We start from the raw sequence: 23,827 nt of genomic DNA on the forward strand, positions 1-23,827 counted from the left end.
GCGGGCCGGGGTTTCCCTCGCTCCGAGGCTTTTCGCGGGCGGCGCGACGACAACGGGGGTGAAGGTCAAGACAACAGCTGTCCCGGCGATTGTGCTTATGGATGGAGGCTAGGTCTTCGGACATCTTTGGCACGCGCGGCCTTCGGGCCTGGCGTGCCGCGCCCGCCAGCGGGCGCCAGACCCCATCGTAGGATGCTGATGAGCGCAGCGAATCGCATCAGGGTTGCCCCGACGTCGGGCCGGTGCGTTTCGCAGCGCTCAACAGCACCCTACGGCGTTTGAGCTGGTCGAATTTTCGTGGACACCTCGTTAGGTGGGACGATACCCCCTGAACGAGGAGAACAACCATGGCACGCAAGCGCCGAAGTTTTTCAAGCGAATACAAGGAACGCGTGGCCCGGATGGTGGTAGATGACGTCTGGAGGTCTCGGTCGTATGCCGAGATCAGGATCTAGGCGAGACGGCCGTTCGCCGCTGGGTCGATCAGCTCTAGGCGGAGCGCACGGGGCAACCGGGCGAGGGTCGGCCGCTGACGGCAGAACAGCAACGGATCCGCCAGCTCGAGGAGGAGAACCGGCGATTGAAGGAGGACAAGGAGCTGCTAAAAAAGCGTCGGTGAGTTCAACCGGTCGACGCAACAGTAGCCATGAGTTTATCCGCCAGGGAGATAAAGCCCAAGGTTTTCCGTGGTCGCCGATTCATGCGGAGGGCGGTTTCATCCAGGTCGGTCTGTGAGAAGCCGTCCAGTTCCGTCCCCTTTGGGAATTACTGGCGCAGCAGGCGGTTGGTATTCTCGTTGGTGCCGCGCTGCCAGGGACTCTGCGGGTCACAGAAGTAGACCTTCACATCCGTGTCGGCGGTGAAGGCCTTATGGCTGGTCATCTCGCTGCCGCGATCCCAGGTCAGGGTTCGCCATATCTCGCGCGGGAGTCTGCGGACCTTGAGGCTGAGCGCGCTCGCGACACTCGCCACATCCTTGCCTTGGACCTTCACCAGCCTCGTAAAGCGGGAGTGGTGCTCGACGAGCGTGGCGATGTGGCTGCTCTTCGCCCCGGAGATCAGGCCCCCTCCCAGTGGCCCGGTATCACACGATCTTCCACTTCCGCCGGACGCTCTCGGATCGAGATTGCATCAATAACCTGACCTCGCGGCTGTCCTTCCGTGCTCGCAAGGCGGGAGCGGCGCATCATCCGGCGCGAACGCAGGCGCTTCAGCAATTCTTTCTTGAGTACGCCGCGACCCTGAATGAAGAGGCTGCGGTAAATCGTCTCGTGGGACACGTGCATGCTGGACGTACCTGGATACTGAACCCGTAGCCATCCTGCGATTTGCTCGGGCGACCAGTCCAATTCGAGCTTCTCTGCCACTATTTCTTGCAGTGGAACATGCGTTGCGCGCCGACAGGGCTTCGGGCGCCGCGCCCGATCCCACGCCCGACTATCGGCCACAGTGGCGCGATATGTACGGCGGGCGCCGTGGCCGCGGCTGATCGTGGAAGGGGCGTGTTGGAGGGTCGCGGCAATCTGACGGATCGATGCCCCGCCAGCAAGGCTGCGGGAGATCTCCTCGCGCTCGGAGGGCGTCAACGCCAGACGGGACCTGCGACGTTCGGCCGGGGCAATTCCACCATGCGCGGCGACGACGCCATGAATCGAGCCGGCCTGCTTGCCCAGCGCTCGGCCAATGTCACTGAGCGACTCGCCGGCTTGCCATTGTTCTCCATAATGCACCACCCCCAAACGCAGCATTGGGACCGAAGGTGTTGCATCGATCAATTGAACGCACCTCCGCCTTCTTCGCCCGGGAACTGAAGTGATGCATCGCTGCATCACGCGGTTGAGCGGAGAAGGCCCTGTCCATCGTCTTTGTCGGCTGCTGGGAGTGAGCCGGGCCGGCTATTACGCGGCGCGGGCGCGGGCCGAACGTCCAAGCGTGCCCTGCGCCGCTGGCGCTCACCTCGAGCGCGTGTTTGCTGCTTCCGGGCGAACCTACGGCAGCCGGCGTCTGGCAAAGGCCTTACAGGCGGATGGCACCGCCGTGGGCCGTTACCGGGTGCGGACGCTGATGCGCGAGCGCGGCCTGCGGCCCGTCTGGCGGCGGCGCTTCGTGACCACCACGCAACGCGACGACAGGGCTCCTCTCGCCGAAAACCATCTCAACCGCGAGTTCACCCCGGCCGGACCGAACCAGGCGTGGGCGTCCGACATCACCTATATCCCAACCACCACCGGCTGGAGCTACCTGGCGGTCATCCTCGACCTGTACTCGCGCAAGGTCATCGGTTGGGCCCTCGATCGGCAGATGCCGGCGAGCCAGACCTGCGAGGCCCTGCGCATGGCGCTGGAGCAGCGCCAACCGGAGCCGCGACTGCTGCTGCACTCCGACCAGGTCTGCCAATACACCAGCGCCGCCTGGCGGCGGCTGCTGACCCGGCACCAGATCCAGGCGAGCATGAGTCGCCGGGGTAACTGCTGGGACAATGCCGTCGTCGAGTGCTTCTTCCTGAGCCTCAAGACGGAACGCGTCTGGCAGCGCCGCTACGCGAACCACGGCGAGGCGCGGCGGGATATCGCGGACTACATCGCTCGGTTCTACAACACCGTTCGCATCCACTCGACGCTGGGCTACCTGCCTCCCAGCGTCTACGATCAACCAACGGCAGCCAATCCACCTAACGCGGTGTCCGAAATCACTTGACCACCACCACAGTTGGAGCTGAATACAAGCGCGGGGAGACCTTCTGTTTTGACCTTCCTCCCCCCGTATGAAGCCCCTTGCGGAAGGGTTCTCGGGACGGACGATTCAAAATAGAAACGGGGGCGCTGACTGTCTGAGCGAAGCCGAAGGCGTAGCGAGTTTCAGCGCCGCCGGCCCGAGGGCCCTGGAGCAAGGTCCCCGGGCGGAATCCGGGTGCCCTTCTTTGGGTACTTTCTTGGGCAAGCAAGAAAGTACCTCGCGGCGCGCTCGCGAGTGAGCGCACGGCAGGCGGCGTACCGAAGGCACGTAAACACCGGATGACGAACCAAAGCCAGCCTCAACAAGGCAGGCGGCCGGACGAAGGCACTTCAAACACCCAACGACGATCAAGGGCCAGCCCTGAAGCGCCGACGGCTAGCGAGGGTCGTCGTCGGAGTCGGGGGCGGGCTCGAGGCGGAGCTGGCCATTGGCGTCGTCCTCGGGCGGTGCCAGGGTGAAGCCCGCGTCGGAGGCGACGTCCGCCAAGTCGCGGATCGCATCCAGCGGCGGCAGCTCCTCCAGCCGCTTCAGGCCCAGGTCGTCGAGGAACGTCCGCGTCGTCGCATACAGCGCAGGCCGACCGGGCACCTCCTTGTGCCCCACCACGCGCACCCATTCGCGCTCCTGCAAGGTACGCATGATCCCGGAACTAACCGCCACGCCGCGTACCGCCTCGATCTCGGCGCGCGTCACCGGCTGGCGATAGGCAATGATCGCGAGCGTCTCCAGCAGCGCGCGGGACAGCCGCGCGGGGCGTTCGGGCTGCGCCGCCTGCACCGTGGCCGAGAAGCGGGCCCGCACGCGGAAGCGGTACCCGCCAGCCGTACGCACCAGTTCGATGGCGCGATCCGCATAGCGCTCCTGCAGCCGGCCAATCGCCTGGTCCAGTGTCGGCTGATCGATCTCGCCCAGATCCTCGCAGGCGGCCTTCAGGTCGCGCGGCGCGACCGGCTCGGCGGCGGCAAAGAGGACCGCCTCGATCGCGAGTTCGATGGCACCGAGCGTGTCGGTGTCGATCTCGGTAGCGGCTTGCGGGGCCTCAGGGCTGGTGACGTCGTTCATGCATCCTCCGGGTCCGGCCGGCCACCCCGACGGCGCAGGCGAATCGGGCTGTAGGGTTCGCTCTGGCCCCACTCCACCAGGCCGGACTTGGTCAGCTCCAGCACGGCGAGAAACGAAACCACCACGCCCTGGCGCCCTTCAGAGGCGAGCAGGAGCGTGACGAAGTCGGTAAAGCGCTCCGGGTGCAGGACCTCGAGGATACTGCTCATGCGCTCGCGCACCGACAACTGCTCGGTGGAGATGTGATGGTGTGCGGAGAGGCTGGCCCGATGCATCACGGCGGCCAGGGCCTCCATCAACTCGTCCATCGTGGGGGCCGGGGGTGGCGGCCCCTCCAGTGCCTCGACGCTGGCAGCGGCGGCGTACACGTCGCGGTCCATGCGCGGGATCTCGTCCAGCCGTTCGGCCGCGGTCTTGAACTGTTCGTATTCCTGCAGCTGCCGGATCAGCGCCATGCGCGGATCCGTGTCCTCGTCCGCGTCAGCCTGCACCGGGCGCGGGAGCAGCATGCGCGACTTGATCTCGGCAAGCAGCGCCGCCATCACCAGATACTCGCCGGCCAGCTCCAGGCGCAGCGCGCGCATGACCTCGATATACGCCATGTACTGACGGGTGATCTCGGCGATCGGGATGGCGAGGATGTCGAGGTTCTGCCGGCGGATCAGGTACAGCAACAAGTCCAGCGGACCTTCGAACGATTCGAGGAAGACCTCCAGTGCATCCGGGGGGATATACAGATCGGCCGGCAGCTCGGCCACCGGCTCGCCATGCACGCGATAGACAAACTCGCCTTCCGCTCCGGTCTCGACCGTCGCGGAGTTCTCCAGGTCCGTCAGCTCATCGCGCGGGTCCATGGCTCATCTCGGTGGGAGCTTCCCGAATGGGGTCATCGCAGGTAATCCAGGCCCATCACGCGGCGTACCTCTTCCAGGGTCTCGCGCGCCTCTTCGCGCGCGGCCTCGGAGCCCTCGACGATGATCGAGCGCACCAGGGCCGGGTCCTCGGCATACTCCTTGGCGCGCTGCTGGATCGGCTCCAGTTCCGCCTGCACCTCTTCGATCAGCGGGCGCTTGCAGTCGATGCAGCCGATCCCGGCCGAGGTGCAGCCCTCGTGCAGCTCGGCACGGCTGGCCTCGTCGGTATAGACCAGGTGCAGGTCCCAGACCGGACACTTCTCCGGCGTGCCGGGATCAGTACGGCGCACGCGCGCCGGGTCGGTCGGCATGGTGCGGATCAGTTTTTCCACCTCGGCCGGCTCGGTGCGCAGGCTGATGGTGTTGCCATAGCTCTTGGACATCTTGCGCCCGTCCAGCCCCGGCATCTTCGCAGTGGGCGTGAGCTTGGCCTGGGGCTCCGGCAGGATGATCTTGCCACCACCTTCAAGGTAGCCGAACAGGCGTTCACGATCCCCCAGCGAGATGTTCTGCTGCGACTCGAGCATGGCCCGGGCCACTTCCAGCGCCTCGTCCTCGCCGTGCTCCTGGAAACGCTTGCGCAGGTCGCGGTAACGCTTGGCGGCCTTTTTGCCCATCTTGTCGACCGCGGCCTCGGCCTTCTCCGCAAACCCCGGCTCGCGGCCATAGAGATGGTTGAAGCGGCGCGCGATCTCGCGCGTGACTTCCAGATGCGATACCTGATCCTCGCCAACCGGGACCATGCCGGCGCGGTAGGCGAGCACATCCGCGCTCTGCAGCACGGGGTACCCCAGAAAGCCGTAGGTCGCCAGATCCTTCTCGCGCAGCTGTTCCTGCTGGTCCTTGTACGTGGGCACGCGCTCCAGCCAGCCGAGCGGGGTAATCATCGACAGCAGCAGGTGCAGCTCCGCATGCTCCGGCACGCGCGACTGCACGAACAGCGTGGCGGAGCCGGGACTCACCCCGGCCGCCAGCCAGTCGATCACCATCTCGGTGACATGCTGTTGCAGATCACCCGGGTCTTCGTAGTGCGTGGTCAGCGCGTGCCAGTCGGCGACGAAGAAGAAGCACTCGTAATTGTGCTGCAGCTCGATCCAGTTTTTCAGGACGCCGTGATAATGGCCCAGATGCAGGTGCCCGGTCGGGCGCATGCCCGAGATCACGCGCTGGTTCGTTCCCTGGTTGCTGGTCACGAGTGGTTCCTTCTCCGTTATTCGTGGGGTTCGTTGGGCACGATTCAGAACATACCGCCCGACAAGGCAAACAGCATGCCCAACAGGGCCGCCGTACGATCGCGTTCGTTCACGTACACCCGACCGTCTTCCATATTCAGGTGCCCGCGCCAGAGCTCGGCATCGGCGTCGCGCTGCAGCCAGCCCTGCGCCGCCAGGGCATGGAGACGCTCGTCCAGCTCCGCGTCGGGATAGGCCGCGTCGAACTCGCGGACCCATTCCAGCCCGAGCCGCAGCTCGCTGTCCAGTACCAGGGTCTCCAGTGGCCGGGTGCGGAAGCCGCGCGCATCACCGCGCAGGCCCAGTTCGGTCTCCAGGGCCACCTGATGCGCGGGGGATTTGTTGAACGAGGCCTTCAGCTCGACCGCCGGCCGATGCTCGATCATGCGTTCGATCGCATCGGTGATCACCGACCCGCCGAGCGCCAGACGCTGCCCGCGTTCGAGGTCACGCTCCTGCAACACCTCCAGGTCCTGGATCATCTGCAGCAGTGCCGGGCGATCCCAGCGCAGCATCGCAAACTGGAGATCGACAGTCTCGAGTTCCAGCACGTCGGCGTCCGCCTCGCGCAGACGGACCTCGTCGATCTCCAGGCGCAGACGGCTGTCCAGGCGATCGTTATTGGTCTTCTGGAAGGCATTCACCCGCGGCCGGGTCAGCTCCATCTCGCCCTGCTCGTCGCGAAAGCGCAGCTGCGCGGCCGCCAGGCCGCCCTCGTAATCGGGCAGGCGGCCGTAGATACCATCCTCGTCTGGTTCGAACACGGTCGCAAAACGGCCCTGCTCCACTCGCAGGTCCGCCTCGTCGTCATGCAGACGCAGTGCGGGCAGGTCCAGGCTCAGCAGCAGCTGCTCCGCCGACCAGGCAAAGCGCCCCTGGCCCGCATCCAGCTCGAGCCACAACGGCCCTTCGCCATCAACACGGTCGGCCACATCCGGCACCTCCATCAGGTCCAGCGTCAGGGGCTCGAACTGCACGCGCGTGGTCAGACGACCCCCCATGCCGGCGTGCGTCTGCACGACCAGATCGAGCTCGTGCAGCAAATGGGCCGCGAGCGAGCCCTCCGGGGCCTCGAGGGCACCCAGGTCCACGTTCGATTCGCCGCGGGCGCCGAGCACGCCGTGGCGTACCCGATGTTCCAGCGGAATGACCAGTTCGGTCTCGCCGTCGTCGAGCGTCAGCTCGCTGCGAGCGGTCGCGGTGCGATAGCTGCGCCGGTATTCGACCATCTCGTGGCGCAGATCCACCTCGCCGATGCGTGCCTGCTGGGACTCGGTCACGTTGCGCTCGACCTGCCCACCGACAAACACCGGCCAGGCGGCGACCACGATCAGCAACACCAGTAGCAGCACGATCCATTTACGCATCACGCATCTCCCCGGGCCTCCATGCCCCTGCTATTCCTCAAGAAACGCCACGTCGCCGACACCGTGACGGATGATCTCCGGTACGTCACCGGTCAGGTCGATCACGCTCGTCGGCTCCAGGGTGCCGGCCCCGCCATCGACGACTTCGTCCACGACCTTTGACAGCCGCTCGTCGATCACCCAGGGCTCGCTCAGCGGCAGATCCTCGCCCGGCAGTTGCAGCGTCGCGGTCATCAGCGGCGATCCCAGTTCCTCCAGCAGCGCCGAGACGATGCGGCTGTCCGGAACGCGCAGGCCAATGGTGCGCCGCTTGGGGTGCTGCAGGCGGCGCGGCACCTCGCGCGTGGCCGGCAGGATGAAGGTATAGGGCCCGGGCGTCAGGCCTTTCATCAGGCGAAAGGCCGTGTTGTCGACCTTGGCATAGACGCCAAGCTCCGAGAGATCCCGGCACAGCAGCGTGAGGTGATGGGTCTCGTCGACCTGGCGAATGCGGCGGATACGGTCGGCGCCGGCCTTGTCGCCCGGCAAACAGGCCAGGGCATAGCAGGCATCGGTCGGGATCGCGATCACGGCGCCCTCGTGCAGCCGATCCAGGACCTGCCGGACCAACCGGGGCTGCGGGTTTTCGGGGTGTATCGCGATCATGGAGTCGGGCCACTGATGACAAGGCGCGCAGTGTAGCGCATGGTGGGCGCCGCTTATAAGGCGGTCTGGCTGCGTTAGAATTTACGTCCCAACCCACGGAGACGCCGATCAATGCTCTACATGATCCAGGGCCAGGACGCGCCCGACTCGCTGGATGCCCGCCTCGCCGCGCGGCCGGAACACGTCGCCCGCCTGCAGGCGCTGCACGACGCCGGTCGCCTGGTCCTGGCCGGTCCGCTGCCGGCGATTGACAGCAACGACCCGGGCCCCGCCGGGTTCACCGGCAGCCTGATCGTGGCCGAGTTTCCGTCGCTGGAGGCCGCCCACGACTGGGCCAACGCCGACCCCTATGTCGCCGCGGGGGTCTATACCTCGGTGGACGTTCGTCCTTTCAAGCAGGTGTTTTGATCATGCGTACCCGTCCCGCCGCGCTCGTTGCCACTCTCGCCCTCGCGGGCCTTCTGGCCGCCTGCGGGAATGGCGACGAGGGTCTGCCGCTGCCCGACGAAGAGGCTAGCGAGCTCGACACGGTCATCACCGATACCGATGACGAGGACACGGTCGCCATCGTTAACGATCGCGCGATCACCCGCGCCGACCTGTTCACCTATGCCGGCATGGACGAGGATCCGGGGTTGGCCACGCAGGGCGAAGGCGTGCTGGACGAGGTCATCAGCCTGGAGCTGCTACGCCAGGAGGCGTTGAAGCGCGGGCTGGGCGACGACCCCGAGATCCAGCGCATCCTGAAGATGGTCGAGACCAATCTGCTGGCTTCGATGCTGATGGAGCGCATCGCCGAGGAGCTCGAGATCAGCGAAGAGGACGTGGAAGCGGAATACGAGCGCCAGGTCGAATACCTGCGCGGCACGGAGTACCGCGCGCGTCACATCCTGGTCGAGGACGAAGACAGCGCGCGCGAGCTGCTGGCACAACTGGACGACGGGGCCGATTTTGCGGAGCTGGCCGAGGAGCACTCCATCGACCCGGGATCCGCCGCCCGGGGCGGGGACCTGGGCTGGTTCACGCCCGATGGCATGGTGCCGGAATTCGCCGCCGCCACCGAGGCCCTGGAACCCGGCGAGACCACCGACGCGCCCGTGCAGTCCCAGTTTGGCTGGCACCTGATCCGTCTGGACGACACCCGCGAGGTGGAAGTCCCGCCGCTGGACGAGGTGCGCGCCGAGATCATCGAGATCCTGGAAAGCCGCGCCATTCAGGAAAAGCTGGAGGCCCTGCGCGCCGAGGCGACGATCGAGATCCCGAACCGGCCGGAGAACTGATTCGGCCCGTTCGGGCGGGCGCGTCAGTGCCCGTGACCGCCGTGCCCGTGACCCGCGTCATCGTGTTCCATGTGATCGTGCCCGGCACCCTCCTCGGCCTCGCCGCGGCGGACCTGCATGTGCAGATCCATGGTCTCGCCGTCCTCGAAGGTCACACGTACGGCGACCCAGTCACCGGCCGTCAGCGGCTCGTGCAGACCGATGAACATCAGGTGCAGGCCGCCCGGCTCCAGCACCAGGGCCTCGCCCGCGGGCAGATCCAGGTGTTCGACCTCGCGCATGCGCATCACGCCATCCTCGTGGGTGTGCTCGTGCAATTCGGTAGTCTCGGCGATCGGCGACTCGGCGGCCACGATGCGGCGATCGGACCCGCCGGTATTGCGCAGCTCCAGGTAGCCGGCGGTGGTATCCCCCGGTACCAGGCGCACCCATGGCGTGCCTTCCATCTCCAGCCCTTCCAGGCATTCGCACGCCTCCGGGGCCTCCTCGGCCATCGTGGTACCACCGCCCACACCGAGGCCAAGGACCAGGGCGACGGCCCCGAGATTTCGTAATACGCCGAGTTTCATCATCGCGCTCTCCAGATTTGTGGCTGGCCGCATACTAACCCAGCGAGGATCATCGAGGAGGCGGGGTCGCGCACACAGACAATTCGCTTAGAATAACGCGCCGGGAAGGAACCCTCCGACCCTTTAGTGCCTCCAACCGACCGGCCCTGCCCCATCCGACCGAGAACACCATGCCGCGCCTTCTTCGACGTGCCCTGCCCCCCTTGCTGATCCTCGCCGCTGCGATCGTGGGCTTCCTCGTATTGCGTGCGACGGGCCCCGAGGCGCCTGCGCCGGAGGCCACCGAGCGGACCTGGCCGGTGCAGGGGCTGGTGGCCGAGTTGGGCGAACACCACCCAGGCATCCTGCTGAACGGGCGCAGCGCGTCGGCCCAGACGGCCACCCTGCGCGCAGCCGTGGAGGGCGAGATCGAAGCCGTCCCAGCCCGGATCGGGGCGCGCATGGAGGCTGGCGAAACCCTGTTGCGCATCGACCCGCGCGAGGCGGAACTGCTGCTCGTCCAGCGCACGGCCGAACGCCGTGAGCTCGAGGGCGCAAAAGAGAGCGAGGAGATCCGCGCCCGCTTCGATCGCGAGGCCCTGGTGCGCGAACGCGAACTCCTGGAGATCGCCGAGCGTGGGCTGCGCCGGGCGCAGAACCTGCGCGAACGCGATCTCGGCTCCGAGACCGACGTGGACACAGCCCGGGAGGCCCTGGAACAGGCCAGCCTGACGTTGGACAACCGCGAGCAGGCGATGGCCGATGCCCCGATGCGCATGGCCCAGGCAGAGGCCCGCCTGGAGCGCGCGCGGGCTGCCGAGGATCAGGCGCGCATCGATCTCGAGCGCACCACGATCACCGCACCCTTCGATGCCCGGATAGTCGAAGTCGAGGTGGCCGTCGGCGAGCGTGCACGCCCGGGCGACCCGCTGGTGCGCCTGTTCGCGCTCGACGACCTGGAGATTCGCGCCAGCATCCCGGCCTACATCCTGCCGCGCATCGAGGAACTGCTGGACGCGGGCGAGGAGCTGACTGCCCATGCCCGGGTGGGCGGGCGCACGGTGCGCACGGAACTGGCACGCCTGGAAGGCGAGACGCGCGCGGGCGAAGCCGGGACGCGCGGCGTCTTCGAGGTACGCGAGGGTCATTCGGCGCTGAACCTAAACCGCTTCGTCGAGCTGACGCTGCGGCTACCGGCCGAGGCCGACAGCGTGGCCGTTCCCTACGAGGCCCTGTATGGCCGAGACCAGGTCTTCCGCGTCGTCGATGGCCGCATGCAGTCGTTGCGGATCGAGCGCCTCGGCGAGTTCGTGACCGACGCCGGGGACGTCCGGGCGCTAATCCGTCACCCGGATCTGGAGACGGGCGACATCCTGGTCGCCACCCGCCTGCCAAATGCCGTGGACGGGCTGAAGGTCGAGGTCGAGGAGCCCGGCGAACGCCCGGACCGCGATGCCGCGATCCCGCGCGCCTACGACAGCAACGGGGAACAGGACCCGAACGATGACTGACGCCGACCCCGGCCAGCGCGCCGGCGACGGCCCGAACGAGCGCCCGATGCCCGGCGGGGGATCGCGTGACAATGGCCAGCCACCGCGTGGTCCCATTCAGCTGTTCCTGGAACACCGCCTGGCCGCGAATCTGCTGATTGCGCTGATGCTGCTGGCCGGGGCGTTCGCGCTGACCAAGCTGAACACCCAGTTCTTCCCGAACTTCGAACTGGACTTCATGATCGTGGAAGTGGTCTGGAGCGGCGCCAGTGCGGAGGACGTGGAACAGGCGATCATCGATCCCCTGGAGCAGGACCTGCGCACCGTGGACGGCCTGCGCAACATGACCTCGACCTCTGCGCTGGGCGTCGGCGTGGTCACGCTGGAGTTCGAGGCGGGCACCGACATGACGCGGGCCGCCGAGCAGGTCAACGACCGCGTCGACCAGCAGCGCAATCTGCCGGAAGACGCGGAAACCCCGGTGGTCAAACGGATCATCCGCTACGAGCCCGTGGCGCGGCTGCTGATCACCGGCCCGGAAGACCCGCAGCAGCTGCGCCGGCTGGCCCGGCAGTTCGAACGTGAACTGCTGGATGCCGGGATCGCCCAGATCGAGTTCACCGGGCTGACTGAAGACGAGATGGCCATCCAGGTGCCGGCGCGCGAGCTCTATCGACTGGACATGACGCTGGACCAGATCGGTGCGCAGATCCGCGAGATGGCGCAGGACTTCCCCGCCGGCTCGGTCGGGCGCGACGATACCGCGCGCCAGATTCGCAGCCTGGAGCAGGCTCGCGATGTTGTCGGCTTCGAGCGGCTGATCCTGCGCGGCGACACCGATCTGGGGCGGATCAGGCTGGGCGATATCGCCGACATCGAACTGCGACCGCGCGATGGCGAGGTACGCACCCGCGCCAACGGCAAGCCCGCTATCGAGATGCAGCTGCTGCGCTCGGAGACGGGTGACTCGCTGGAGGCCGCGCGCGTCCTCGAAGACTGGCTGGAGGAGACCAAACCCGCCCTGCCCCCGGGCGTGGATCTCCAGGTGATGGATGCCTTCTGGGAACTGCTGGCCGAGCGCATCAACCTGCTGCTGAAAAACGGCCTCGGCGGCCTGATGCTGGTGCTGGGGATTCTGTTTTTGTTCCTCAACCGGCATGTCGCGCTACGCGTGGCGCTGGGCATCCCCATCGCGTTCACCGCCGCCTTTGTCGTGCTGTGGCTGGTGGGCGGCTCGATCAACATGATCTCGCTGTTCGGCTTCATCATGTCGCTGGGGATCATCGTCGACAACGCGATCGTGGTCTCGGAGCATGCCTACAGCCTGCACCAGCGCGGGCTGGACGCGGGCCGGGCCGCACGCGACGGCGCCCGGCGCATGGTCGGCCCGGTGATCGCAGCCTCGCTGACCACGGTCGCCGCCTTCATGCCGCTGATGCTGATCGGCGGGGTGATCGGAAACATCCTGTTCGACATCCCGCTGGTGGTGATCTGCGTGATCGTGGCAACCCTGCTGATTGCGTTCCTGATCCTGCCGGCCCACCTGAAGGGTGTGATGCATCGGCTCAAGGAGCCCGCCCCGAACAGCCTGCGGGCGCGCTTCGACGCCGGCTTCGAACGGCTGCGAAATGGCCCGTTCCGCCGCGCTGTTACGCACTCGGTGGACCACGCGGGCGTCACCCTGGCACTGGCCGTGGGCGCGCTGATCCTGGCCATTGGTCTGGCCGCCAGTGGCCGCATCGGCTTCACCTTCTTCCCCTCGCCCGAGGGCACCATCGTCAACGCCGGGGTGAACTTCGTCGCCGGCACCCCGCCGGAGCGGGTGGAGTCGTTCCTGATCCACGCCGAGCGCGCTCTTGAGGAGACCGAGGAGGCATTGGGCGGCAACCTCGTGCGCACCTCCGTGACCCGCCTCGGCAAGGGGATCGACCCGGGCGATGGCAATGCGCCCAAGGGGGAGCAGTTCGGCAACATCCAGGTGGAACTGGTCTCGCCGGAAGAACGGACCGTGCGCAATCGCGAGTTCATCCGCGAATGGGAGGACCGCATCCGCCAGGCCCCTGGAATCGAGAACTTCTCCATCGACGAGCGCCAGACCGGTCCGCCCGGGCGTGACCTCGATATCCGCCTGACCGGGGACGACCCGCATGTACTGAAGGAGGCGGCGCTGGAACTGGCCGACATGCTGGACGACTTCCCCGGGACCTTCGCCACCAGCGACGACACCCCGTTCGGGCGCGAGCAGTTCGTATTTCAGCTGAAGCCCGAGGGCCGCGCGGTCGGGCTGACGACCGAATCCGTCGGGTTGCAGCTGCGCAACGCCTTTGATGGCTACCTCGCCCAGCTCTATCAGGACGGGCTGGAGGAAGTGGAGGTGCGCGTACGACTGCCGGATGGCGAGCGCCACCGCAGCGAGAGTCTGGAGCGGCTGAACCTGCGCCTGCCGGACGGGGCCTTCGTGCCACTGGACGACGTCGTGGAACTGCGTTCACGCCAGGGGTTCGAGACCCTGCGCCACGCCGATACGCGGCTGGCCATTCAGGTCTCGACCGAGGTGGATCGGGCGGTGAACAACGCCGCCCGTATCCGGGCGGCACTCGAGGACGGGCCGCTGGACGAGCTGGCTGTCCGCTATGGCGTCGAGTACTCCTTCGAAGGGCGCGCGGCCGACCAGGAAGAGACCTTTGCCGACATGCGGATGGGCCTGCTGCTGGCGCTGGGGCTGATGTACATCGTGCTGGCCTGGGTGTTCGCCTCCTGGGGCTGGCCGCTGATCGTGATGGCAATCATCCCGTTCGGGATTCTCGGCGCACTGTTCGGGCACTGGGTGATGGGTGTGGAGCTCACCATCCTGTCACTGTTCGGCCTGTTCGGACTGACCGGGATCGTGGTCAACAACTCGATCATCCTGGTCAGCTTCTACCAGGGGCTGCGGGAGACCGGACTCGCTCTGCGCGAGGCGATCGTAGAGGCCGCCTGTCAGCGCCTGCGTGCGGTCATCCTGACCTCGGTCACCACCATCGCCGGGCTTACACCCCTGCTGTTCGAGCGCTCGGTGCAGGCCCAGTTCCTGATCCCGATGGCGATCTCGATCGTGTTCGGACTGGCCTTCGCGACCCTGCTGGTGCTGTTCGTGATCCCCGCCCTGCTGCGCCTGTACGAGGGGCGCTTCGGACGCGCGGAGGCCACCGAGGCACGCGTTTCTTGATTCTCGCTCGCCAGCGAGTAAACTTCCGGCGCCACGAATTCCGTTTCACCGGGGCCTGGCCCCGGCAATCCAAACGTCCCAGGAGATAGGCATGGCTGGACATTTCCCGTTTGCTGGTAAGCGCGGCACGCGCTACGGCCTCGCCCCGCGCGGCACCATCGCCGCCTTTTTCGAAAACCACGGGTTCAACGAGGACCTGCAGGAGAAGTACTACAAGTGGTGGTACGACTGGGCCAAGGACTTCGTCGAGAAGGACGCCGATCTCTCCTACACCATGATCACCAAGTTCGACAGCTATCCGATGGGCACCCATGCCCACCACTCGTTCCATCTGAACGGCAAGTACTGGCCGAGCTGCCTGGACGAGCTGGGCTCGTTCATCCGCGACGTCATCTTCCCGAAGATGGACGAAAAGGCGATGCACGATCTCGAAGAGAAGCACGCCAAGATGATCAAGGACCTGGAGAAGGAAGCCGAGTCCAACCCGCGCGAAGCGGCCCCGGACGTCGGTCTGTTCCGCCACGTCTGATCGGCAGTCTTGCCGCAGCATCCGGCCCCGCCCTGCGGGGCCGGTTTGTTTAGGGAAACACTGATTAATGAACGCCGCGAAGCGTGAAGCCATCTTCGAACGCCTGAAGGCGGCGAACCCCGAGCCGACCACCGAGCTCGAATACAACACGCCCTTCGAACTTTTGATCGCAGTCATCCTGTCGGCCCAGGCCACGGATGTCGGCGTGAACAAGGCCACCCGCCGCCTCTACCCCGCCGCCAACACGCCCGAGGCGATCCTCGCGCTGGGGCTGGACGGGTTAAAGGAACACATCAAGACCATCGGCCTGTACAACGCCAAGGCCGAGAACGTGATCAAGACCTGCCGCATCCTGGTCGACCAGCACGGCGGCGAGGTTCCGCGCGACCGCAAGTCGCTGGAGGCCCTGCCGGGGGTGGGCCGCAAGACCGCGAACGTCGTCCTGAATACCGCCTTCGGCGTACCCACCATCGCGGTGGACACCCACATCTTCCGGGTCGCCAACCGCACCGGACTGGCGCCCGGCAAGAACGTGCTGGAGGTCGAGAAGCGGCTGATGCGGCTGACGCCAAAGCCCTATTTGCAGGACGCCCACCACTGGCTGATCCTGCACGGACGCTATGTCTGCAAGGCGCGCAAGCCCGAATGCTGGCGCTGTCCGATCGAGGACCTGTGCGAATACAAGGCGAAGACGCCGCCACCCATCGGCGCCTAACCACCCCCATACCTTCGAGGAACACCCCATGTACGGCAACCGCGACCAGATCCGCACCCAGTTCGTCGACGCCTGGCACAAGGCGCAGGCCGGCGAGACGCTGACCGACCTGGAACAGCAGCTGGTGGACGTGATCTCGGAACACCCCGAGTACCACGAATTCATCAAGGACCGCGAGACCGCGCTGACTGGCGAATTCCCGCCGGAGCTGGGCACCTCCAACCCGTTCCTGCACATGGCGATGCACCTGAGCCTGCGCGACCAGGCCCGCACCGACCGCCCAGAGGGTATCCACGCCCTGCACCAGGGCCTGTGCGCCCGCTTCGGGGTGATGGACGCCGAGCACCGGATGATGGAGTGCCTGGGCCAGGCCCTGTGGGAGGCGCAGCGCAACAACGTGGCGCCAGACCAGAACGCCTACATGGAGTGCCTGCGCCAGCTCGCCGGGCGCTGACTCAGGCGCGCTGCGGCTCTGGCGCGGGCCGCCGGTCCAGCCCCAGCCGATCCAGCAGCACCAGCATCGCAGGCGTGAACAGCAACGTCAGCGGCGTGGCGACAAACAGGCCACCGGCGATCGCGGTCGCGAGCTGCACCCAGAAGCCGGTCACCGGCGCCCCGACGTAGAAATCCCTTCCGGCGAAATCCACGGTCCAGGCCAGCACCATAGGCATCAGGCCGAGGATGGTGGTGATCGCGGTCAGCAGCACCGGCCGCATGCGCTGGGCCGCCGCGCGCAGGGCCGCCTCCAGGGCATCCAGCCCGCGTCGACGCTGCTCGTTGTAGGTGTCGATCAGCACGATGTTGTTGTTCACCACGATCCCGGCCAGCGCCAGCACCCCGATCCCGCTCATCACGATGCCGAATGGCTCGTCGCGCAGCAGCAGGGCCAGCAACACCCCGGCGGTGGAGAACACGATCGCCGACATCACCAGCAGCGCCTGCGAGAAACGGTTGAACTGGGTGACCATCATCGCGAGCATCAGGAACAGCGACAGCGCGAAGGCCGCGAGCAGGAAGCGCGCCGCCTCTGCCTGTTCTTCCGCCTGGCCGCGAAACCGCAGCTGCACCTCCGGGTCCAGGTCCATGCCGGCGATGCGCGCCTCCAGCGCGCGCTGGCGCTCGTCTACCAGGTAGCCGCTGGCCGCATCCGCCTCCAGGGTGTAGGCGCGATCGCCGTCGCGCCGCTTGATCAGGCCGGTGGCCGGAACCGGCACCAGTTCCGCGAAATGCGCCAGCGGCACCAGCCCGGTCGCGCCGGGAAGGTTCAGGGTGGCCAGCTGCTGCAGGTGGCGCTGCTCCGCCGGCAGGCGCAGGCGGATATCGACCTCCTCGTCGCTGTAGTCCGGGCGGTAGCTGCCGAGCTGGATGCCGCGGGTCAGCAACTGCACGCCCTCGCCCAGCAACGGCACGTCCACGCCGAAGCGCGCCGCCTGCGTGCGATCGAAGCGCACCTCCAGTTCCACCCCGGGCAGCGGCAGGTCGTCGGTCACGTCCTCGAAGCCGCCCAGCTCGTCCATCGCACTGCGGATCTCGCGGATCACCGGCGCAATGCGATCGGCGTGGCGACTGGAGGCCTCGACCACGATCGGCCGACCCTCTCGCGGCCCTCGTTCCTGGGCACGAAACTGCAGGCGGATGCCCGGCAGGTCGGCGGTACGCTGGCGCAGGTCCTCGATGATCGCGGCCGCCGGCGGGCGCTCGCGCCAGGAGATCAATTCCAGCTGGATCAGCCCGACCAGGTCTTCCGGGTAGTCGCCCTGCAGCCGCCCGAGCTGGGTACCGATGGTCCGCGCATAGACATGCTGGATCTGCGGCACCCCCTGCAGGCGCCCCTCCACCTGCCGCACCAGTGCGTCCGCCTCCCACACCGACAGGTCGCCGCGCGCCTGTACCTGCACCTGCACGAAGTCCGGTTCCACCTGCGGGAAGAACTCCACCCCGCGCCCCTGCTGGGCGTACAGCGCATAGGTGGCGGCCACCAGCGCCAGCGTGGCCGCGAGCGTCCAGACGGGGCGGCGCACCAGCGGCTGCAGCAGGCGGATGTAGGCGCGGGTCAGGCCCTGCAGTTCGTCATAGCGGCCGTCCTCGGCCGCGCGCACGTAGCGCGTCTGGGCCGCGTTGATCGGCCGGCTCTGGCCGATCACCGACCCCAGCGCCGGGATGAATACCAGCGCCATCGCCAGCGAGGCGATCAGGGTCACGATCACCGTGGCTGGCAGGTAGACGATGAACTCGCCGACCATGCCGGGCCACAGCAGCATCGGCGCGAACACCGCCAGCGTAGTCCCGATCGCGGTGGTGATCGGCCAGGACATGCGCTGCGCCGCGGCGCGGAAGGCCTCCCGCCGCGGCATGCCTTCGGCCACATAGCGGTCAGCCAGCTCCACCACCACGACCGCACCGTCCACCAGCATGCCGACCACCAGGATCAGCCCGAACAGCACCACCACATTGAGCGTGAAGCCCATCAGATAGATCGCCAGGATGCCACCGAGGAAGGCCCCGGGGATGGCCACCCCCACCAGCAGCGCCGCGCGCGCCCCCATCATCGCCAGGATCACCAGCGCCACGATCAGCACCGCAGCGATCACGCTGTTCTCGAGATCGCCCAGCAAGTCGTCGACATCGCGCGCCATGTCCTGCAGGTAGGTGACCTCGACCGTCTCCGGCCAGTCGGCCCGCGCCGCCTCGATGGTCGCGCGCGCGGCCGCCACCACCTCCAGGATGTTGGCCTCCGAGGCCTTGCGGATCTCCAGCGACACCGAGGGCTGGCCGTCGATGCGGGTGAAGCCCTCCGGGTCCAGATAGCTCTGGCGGACCTCGGCGACATCGCGCACCCGCACCACCGCGTCGCCCTCCACCCGGATCGCGGTATCCAGCACGTCGTCGACATCGTCTATGGTGCCCGGCACCCGCAGCGGGATGCGCCCGGCTCCGGTGTCCAGCGCCCCGGCCGCGACCAGACGGTTATTGCGTTCGATCGCCCGGGTCAGCTCGTCGAACGACAGCTCGAAGGTCTCCAGCACCAGCGGATCGACCAGCACCTCCATCTGCTCCTCGCGGTCGCCGCCGACATCCGCCTCCAGCACCCCGGGGATCGCCTCCACGCGGTCGCGCAGGTCGCGCGCCAGACGCACCAGCGTGCGTTCGTCCAGCGGCCCGGACAGGTTCAGCGTGAGCACCGGGAACAGCGACAGGTCGACCTCGGAGACGCTCGGGTCCTCGGCCCCGGCGGGCAGTTCCGGGCGCACCTGGTCGACCTCCTCGCGCAGGTCCGACAGGGCCCGGCGGTTGTCCCAGCCGGGCTCGAAGTCCAGCCGCACCAGGGCAAAGCCCTCGCCGGCCCAGGACTGCATCTCGTCCACCCCGGGCAGGGTCTGCAGTTCGCGCTCCAGCGGGCGCAGCATCAGGCGCTCGGCATCCTCCGGACTGACCCCCGGATACGGCACGGACACGAAGAAGATGGGGATGTCGATCTCGGGGGCCGCCTCCTTGGGCACCACCTGGTAGGCGGTCGCGCCCAGTACCAGGATCAGCAGCAGGAACAGCAGCACCGTCCGGGCGTGCTCCACCGCCCAGGCGATCAGGGCCTTCACGGCAGCGCCCCGCCCACCGGTTCCGGCCCGGCCGCGCCCGTCGATGCCTCGGCGGACCGGGGCCGGACGGTCTCGCCCGGGGTCACGAAGCCGTGGCCGATGGTGATCACCCGTGCGCGCTCCGGCAACCCGGTGACCCAGACGCCATCGGTGGCGGCGCGGATCACCTCGACTGCGTGGAAGACCACCCGGTCGTCGTCATCCACTGTCTTCACCCCGACCCGGCCGTTGTCGTCCAGTCCCATCCAGGCCGGCGAGAGCTTGTGCGCCGCGACCGTCTCGGTCGGGATCTCAACCCCGGCGCTGATCCCGGAGGGCAGCGCCTCGTCGGCATTCGGGACCTCGACCTCCACGCGGAAGGTCTGGGTGCCGACCTCGGCCACCCGCGAGACGAACCGGACCTCGCCCTCGGCGCGGCGCCCGTCCAGGAAGCGGATGCGCGCCGCCTGGCCCGGCTCCACGCGCCCGATCTGGTGCTGCGGCACATGCACCACCGCCAGCAGCGGGTCGTTGTCAACGATCTCCGCCACCGGGTCGCCACGTGCCACGAAGTCGCCCCGCTCCGCCAGGCGCTGATTCACCACCCCGTCCACCGGGGCGATAATGCGCGTGTTGCGGATATCCAGCTCGATCGCCTCCAGCTCCGCCCGGGCGGCCTCGCGCTCGGCCTCGCGGGCCTCCAGCTGGGTGCGAGATACATGGCCCTGATCGTGCAGCCGCTGGGCGGCCTCGTATTCGCTCTCGGCCCCGCGCAGCCGCGCGATCGCCTGGCGCCGGCGCGCCTCGCGGTCGTCCATGCGCAGTCGCGCCAGGGGTACGTCGGCGGCCACGCGTGCCCCGCGGGCCACCTCCCACTCGGCCACCTGGCCGGCGGTCTCGGCGCGCACCATCACGCGCAAATCCGGCTCTACTCGCCCCTGCAGCACCAGCAGGCGCTCCACCGGGTCCGCCTCCAGCGTGGTCACGGCCACCGCCATCGGCTGCGGCTCGGCCGCCCGTGGCGCCTCGTCGGCCTCGCGCCCGAACATCCCGGAGGCGATCCAGACGATCACCAGCAGCAGGATGCCCAGCGCGAACAGCACGCGCGCCTGCCCGCGCAGGCGCTGCCACCAGGAATCAGCCATCGCCCCGTCTCCCCTGTGTGCCGGCTGTACTCATTTTGCCCCACCGAACAGGCGCTGCCACCAGCGCCGGCGGCTGCCGGTCGGCGGCATCGCTGCCTGCAGATCCACGGGCGGGACCCGCGAGAGTACCCAGCCGGGCAGTATCCTCAGCCCCGAGGACCCGCAACTGGCCCCCAAGTGGTTCGGGTCGAAGATCTTCACGAAGCTTGGGGCATCACGATCGTCGACATAGACGATGCCGCAGTAATCTTCGTCGTGGTCCTGCCGCAGCAAGTGATCGACCTCCTCCAGGAAGCGCCGGAAATCATCCGCCGGCACTGGCGCCTGGGGCACTGCATCGCCCACGGCATAGATATACCAGTGGTCGTCCGCCCGTTCGCGCAGCCGCGCCCACAAGGCTTCCAGGTCAGTCCAGTGCAGCACGCCGGTGCTGCCCGCCTGGAAGCGCTTGAGAAACTCGGGTTCGGCGGACGGGGCGGACATCGCGGTAACCGGTGGGGGGTGAACCGTCATCGTAGCCCGCCGCAGACTCGCTTGCATGGAACCCACGGCCTGCGCGAGCCTCTGATCAGCAAGTACCGCTCAACCTTCCCGGCAGCCGGACGATGCGTCAGCTCACCCACAACACCTCTCTCCACGCGGAACCGGAGCAGGTCTTCGACCTGTTGAGCCATGTGCCCAACTTTGTCGATCTGTGCGACAACGTCGAGCATATCGAGCCGCTGGGGGGCGCGCGCTACCGCTGGACCATCCGCGCGGCGGGGATGAAGCTGCACTTCGATGTGGAGGTCTGCGAGGCGGCGCGCCCGGAGTATTTTGCCTGGCGCTCGATCCGCGGTATCCAGAATCGGGGCAGCTACCGGCTGAGTCCGGGCGAACCCGGCCACACGCAGGTGGAGTTCGAGCTGCAATACCGCCTGGGCAGCCCGCTGCTGGAGGCCGCGGTGCGCCGTGCCGCGAACTCGCTGGTCGAACGCGTCTCCGGTCAGTTGATGACCCGTGTGCAACGCCGGCTCGATGCCGAGAACGGGCGCGCCTGACGCTTCAAGCGGCGCGGCCTATGGCGTGCGTACTGGCGTCTTGTGTCGCCACTCCCCGTATACCGAGGCCAGCACGCCAGCCGCCGCCAGAAACGCCGCGAACACATAGACCGAGGCGGGGCTGATGCCATCCCAGAGGTAGCCCGCGACCAGACTTCCGCTGGCACCGCCCATCCCGAATGCCAGGGAGGAGTACAGGGCCTGCCCGCGCCCTTGTAGCCGCCCGGGGAAGAAATAATGGATCAGCGAGATGGCGGCCGCGTGATAGACGCCGTAGCTCGCCGCATGCAGGGCCTGGATAAACAGCAGCATGGGGAGCGAGTCGGGTATGGCGGCCAGAAGCCCCCACCGCAGAGTGGTCAGCACCAGTGCCGCCGACACCAGGAACCAGGCGCCAAAGCGCAGGATCAGCCTCGGCATCAGCAGGAACAGGACCACCTCCGCCGCGACCCCAAGGGCCCACAGCTGCCCGGCCACCGCGCGCGAAAACCCGGCCTCCTCCAGATACAGCGTGAAGAACGCGTAGTACGGGCCGTGGCTCGCCTGCATAAAAAAGCAGGCCACAAACAGCGCGATCACCTCGGGCCGCTTGAGTACTGCCACCAGCGCCGGGACGTTGTTGTCCTGATCCAGGTCGCGCACCGGCTCGCGCACCCAGAGGGTCGTCAGCCAGAGGGTGGCGAAGATCCCGAGGACGATCCAGGGCAGCCAGGCGATGTCGATCTGGTCGAACGCCCAGCCCAGCAGCGCGACCGCCACGATAAACCCGACCGACCCCCACAACCGGACCAGCGCGTAGCGATGGGCATCGCGACCCAGCGTACGCATGGTGGTCGCCTCGAACTGCGGGAGGATCGCATTCCAGAAAAAACTGAAGGCGGCCATTACCACGGCCAGCCACCAGTAGCCGGTGTACAGCAGCACCCCGGCAAAGGCGACCACACCGCCAAAGGCCCCCCAGCGGGTGATCGGCATGTGCGCGCCGGCGCGATCCGCGAGCCAGCCCCAGACGTTGGGTGCAATGATCTTGGTGGCGAGCACGATCGCCATCAACTCGCCGATCTGCGATCCGCTAAAGCCGGCCTCGGACAGATACGGGCCCCAGAACGGCATGAACGCGCCGAGGCTCGCGAAATAGAAGAAGTAGACCGTGGACAGGCGTGCGCTGGGGATCACCGGAGCGGACCCCCGGCGATGCGGGCACGACGGAGCGCGCCCATATCAGTCGTGCGGCAGGTCGCGCAGTTCCGGCAGACCGGTGTCACCGACGTCGGCGTTTTGTCCGCGATGGCGCAGGGCATGGTCCATCAGCACGAGTGCCATCATCGCCTCCGCGATCGGGGTCGCGCGGATGCCTACGCAGGGGTCATGGCGGCCCTTGGTGACCACCTCCACCGGTTCGCCGGCGGTGTTGATGCTGCGTCCGGGCAGACGGATGCTCGAGGTCGGCTTGAGCGCGATGCTCGCACGCACGGCCTGGCCGGTGCTGATCCCGCCCAGCACGCCGCCGGCGTGGTTCGACAGGAAGCCGTCGGGGGTGATTTCGTCACGGTGCTCGGTACCCCGCTGGGTCACCGACTCGAAGCCGGCCCCGATCTCCACACCCTTGACCGCATTGATGCTCATCAGCGCATGCGCCAGTTCCGCATCCAGGCGATCGAACACCGGCTCGCCCCAGCCTGCCGGCACACCGACAGCCTCGACGGTCACCCGCGCGCCAATCGAATCGCCGGACTTGCGCAGGGCATCCATGTATTCCTCCAGCTCTGCGACCTTGTCCGGGTCGGGGCAGAAGAACGGATTGTCGTTGACGATCTCCGGCTGCTTCGCCTCCAGCTCGATCGGGCCCAGCTGTGACAGCCAGCCACGGATCTCGATCCCGTAGCGCTGCTGGAGGTAGCGCCGGGCGATGCCACCCGCCGCGACACGCAGCGCGGTCTCGCGCGCGGAGCTGCGCCCGCCGCCGCGGTAATCGCGCGAGCCGTATTTGCGGTGATAGGTGTAGTCCGCATGCCCCGGGCGAAAGCGATCCATGATCTCGCTGTAGTCCTTGGAGCGCTGATCGACGTTCTCGATCAGCAGGCCGATCGGGGTGCCGGTCGTTCGGCCCTCGAACACCCCGGACAGAATGCGCACCTGGTCCGGCTCGCGGCGCTGGGTGGTGTGGCGCGACTGTCCCGGCCGGCGGCGATCCAGATCAAACTGCAGGTCCGCCTCGCAAAGCTCCAGACCAGGCGGACAGCCGTCCACCACCGCGCCCAGGGCCGGCCCGTGACTCTCACCAAAGGTACTGACGACGAACAGTCGCCCAAAGCTGTTTCCCGACATGCGCGATAGTGTA

General features: G+C 67.4%; 19 protein-coding genes and 2 pseudogenes. 9 read left to right on the forward strand and 12 right to left on the reverse strand.

Annotation, left to right across the window (positions count from 1 at the left end; translation table 11 throughout):
* Window positions 1–621: 621 nt before the first annotated feature.
* Window positions 622–1,748, reverse strand: a pseudogene (locus tag C936_RS14805) (IS30 family transposase).
* Between the two features lie 58 nt (window positions 1,749–1,806).
* Between C936_RS14805 and C936_RS0112675 the strand changes: the two are divergent.
* Window positions 1,807–2,697: pseudogene (locus C936_RS0112675) on the forward strand (IS3 family transposase); the annotation flags it as partial.
* Window positions 2,698–3,111: 414 nt separating this feature from the next.
* Here C936_RS0112675 and scpB read toward each other — a convergent pair.
* The 5 genes from scpB to C936_RS0112700 are packed head-to-tail and all read right to left on the reverse strand — an operon-like array spanning window position 3,112 to window position 7,956.
* Complete coding sequence (scpB, locus tag C936_RS0112680) at window positions 3,112–3,798, reverse strand: SMC-Scp complex subunit ScpB (RefSeq protein WP_018174098.1); 687 nt, start codon at window positions 3,796–3,798, stop codon at window positions 3,112–3,114.
* On the reverse strand, window positions 3,795–4,652 hold the full coding sequence (locus C936_RS0112685; protein WP_018137766.1) for a ScpA family protein: 858 nt from the start codon (window positions 4,650–4,652) through the stop codon (window positions 3,795–3,797). Before C936_RS0112685 ends, scpB begins: the two co-directional genes overlap by 4 nt.
* 32 nt (window positions 4,653–4,684) lie before the next feature.
* Window positions 4,685–5,905, reverse strand: a complete 1,221-nt coding sequence (locus tag C936_RS0112690; RefSeq protein WP_018174099.1) for a tryptophan--tRNA ligase — start codon at window positions 5,903–5,905, stop codon at window positions 4,685–4,687.
* A gap of 44 nt (window positions 5,906–5,949) precedes the next feature.
* Window positions 5,950–7,311 (reverse strand): DUF945 family protein, encoded by a 1,362-nt coding sequence (locus C936_RS0112695; RefSeq protein WP_018649341.1) that lies wholly within the window; start codon window positions 7,309–7,311, stop codon window positions 5,950–5,952.
* Window positions 7,312–7,341: 30 nt separating this feature from the next.
* Window positions 7,342–7,956, reverse strand: a complete 615-nt coding sequence (locus tag C936_RS0112700; RefSeq protein WP_018174101.1) for an L-threonylcarbamoyladenylate synthase — start codon at window positions 7,954–7,956, stop codon at window positions 7,342–7,344.
* Window positions 7,957–8,067: 111 nt separating this feature from the next.
* Here C936_RS0112700 and C936_RS0112705 point away from each other — a divergent pair, with 111 nt between their 5' ends.
* Together C936_RS0112705 and C936_RS0112710 are read left to right on the forward strand one after the other, a co-directional pair.
* Window positions 8,068–8,364 carry a YciI family protein gene (locus C936_RS0112705; protein ID WP_018174102.1) on the forward strand — a complete coding sequence of 99 codons (297 nt, stop codon included), beginning with the start codon at window positions 8,068–8,070 and terminating at the stop codon, window positions 8,362–8,364.
* Window positions 8,365–8,366: 2 nt separating this feature from the next.
* Entirely contained in the window at window positions 8,367–9,236 is an 870-nt protein-coding gene (locus C936_RS0112710; RefSeq protein ID WP_012983097.1) for a peptidylprolyl isomerase, read from the forward strand.
* Window positions 9,237–9,259: 23 nt separating this feature from the next.
* Here the strand turns inward: C936_RS0112710 and C936_RS0112715 are convergent, their stop codons facing one another.
* Window positions 9,260–9,808 carry a copper chaperone PCu(A)C gene (locus tag C936_RS0112715; protein ID WP_012983098.1) on the reverse strand — a complete coding sequence of 183 codons (549 nt, stop codon included), beginning with the start codon at window positions 9,806–9,808 and terminating at the stop codon, window positions 9,260–9,262.
* Window positions 9,809–9,975: 167 nt separating this feature from the next.
* Between C936_RS0112715 and C936_RS0112720 the strand changes: the two genes are divergently transcribed.
* The 5 genes from C936_RS0112720 (at window position 9,976) to C936_RS0112740 (ending at window position 16,180) form a co-directional block, all read left to right on the forward strand.
* Window positions 9,976–11,295: an efflux RND transporter periplasmic adaptor subunit gene (locus tag C936_RS0112720; RefSeq protein WP_018174104.1), complete on the forward strand. Its 1,320-nt coding sequence runs from the start codon at window positions 9,976–9,978 to the stop codon at window positions 11,293–11,295.
* Window positions 11,288–14,482 carry an efflux RND transporter permease subunit gene (locus tag C936_RS0112725; RefSeq protein ID WP_012983100.1) on the forward strand — a complete coding sequence of 1,065 codons (3,195 nt, stop codon included), beginning with the start codon at window positions 11,288–11,290 and terminating at the stop codon, window positions 14,480–14,482. The genes C936_RS0112720 and C936_RS0112725 overlap by 8 nt, the downstream gene beginning before the upstream one ends.
* Window positions 14,483–14,573: 91 nt before the next feature.
* On the forward strand, window positions 14,574–15,011 hold the full coding sequence (locus tag C936_RS0112730) for a hypothetical protein (RefSeq protein WP_012983101.1): 438 nt from the start codon (window positions 14,574–14,576) through the stop codon (window positions 15,009–15,011).
* Between the two features lie 67 nt (window positions 15,012–15,078).
* Window positions 15,079–15,726: an endonuclease III gene (gene nth, locus C936_RS0112735; protein WP_012983102.1), complete on the forward strand. Its 648-nt coding sequence runs from the start codon at window positions 15,079–15,081 to the stop codon at window positions 15,724–15,726.
* 28 nt (window positions 15,727–15,754) lie between these two features.
* A complete protein-coding gene (locus tag C936_RS0112740) occupies window positions 15,755–16,180 on the forward strand; it encodes a DUF1841 family protein (protein ID WP_018174105.1) in 426 nt (141 codons plus the stop codon).
* Between the two features lies 1 nt (window position 16,181).
* On the opposite strand, the gene C936_RS0112745 is transcribed toward C936_RS0112740, so the two are convergent.
* The 3 genes from C936_RS0112745 to C936_RS0112755 are packed head-to-tail and all read right to left on the reverse strand — an operon-like array spanning window position 16,182 to window position 20,929.
* Window positions 16,182–19,322 carry an efflux RND transporter permease subunit gene (locus C936_RS0112745; RefSeq protein WP_018649339.1) on the reverse strand — a complete coding sequence of 1,047 codons (3,141 nt, stop codon included), beginning with the start codon at window positions 19,320–19,322 and terminating at the stop codon, window positions 16,182–16,184.
* Entirely contained in the window at window positions 19,319–20,446 is a 1,128-nt protein-coding gene (locus tag C936_RS0112750) for an efflux RND transporter periplasmic adaptor subunit (protein WP_018649338.1), read from the reverse strand. Before C936_RS0112750 ends, C936_RS0112745 begins: the two co-directional genes overlap by 4 nt.
* Window positions 20,447–20,476: 30 nt before the next feature.
* Window positions 20,477–20,929: a hypothetical protein gene (locus C936_RS0112755; RefSeq protein ID WP_018174108.1), complete on the reverse strand. Its 453-nt coding sequence runs from the start codon at window positions 20,927–20,929 to the stop codon at window positions 20,477–20,479.
* A gap of 122 nt (window positions 20,930–21,051) precedes the next feature.
* Here C936_RS0112755 and C936_RS0112760 point away from each other — a divergent pair, with 122 nt between their 5' ends.
* On the forward strand, window positions 21,052–21,486 hold the full coding sequence (locus C936_RS0112760; protein WP_018137756.1) for an SRPBCC family protein: 435 nt from the start codon (window positions 21,052–21,054) through the stop codon (window positions 21,484–21,486).
* An 18-nt stretch (window positions 21,487–21,504) separates the two neighbouring features.
* Here the strand turns inward: C936_RS0112760 and C936_RS0112765 are convergent, their stop codons facing one another.
* Together C936_RS0112765 and aroC are read right to left on the reverse strand one after the other, a co-directional pair.
* On the reverse strand, window positions 21,505–22,662 hold the full coding sequence (locus tag C936_RS0112765; RefSeq protein ID WP_018137755.1) for an MFS transporter: 1,158 nt from the start codon (window positions 22,660–22,662) through the stop codon (window positions 21,505–21,507).
* Between the two features lie 45 nt (window positions 22,663–22,707).
* Window positions 22,708–23,814, reverse strand: coding sequence for a chorismate synthase (gene aroC / locus C936_RS0112770; protein ID WP_018137754.1), 1,107 nt, complete (start codon window positions 23,812–23,814; stop codon window positions 22,708–22,710).
* Window positions 23,815–23,827 lie beyond the last annotated feature (13 nt).

This window comes from Thioalkalivibrio sp. ALJ4 (assembly GCF_000377225.1).
In the GTDB taxonomy this organism is placed as follows: domain Bacteria; phylum Pseudomonadota; class Gammaproteobacteria; order Ectothiorhodospirales; family Ectothiorhodospiraceae; genus Thioalkalivibrio.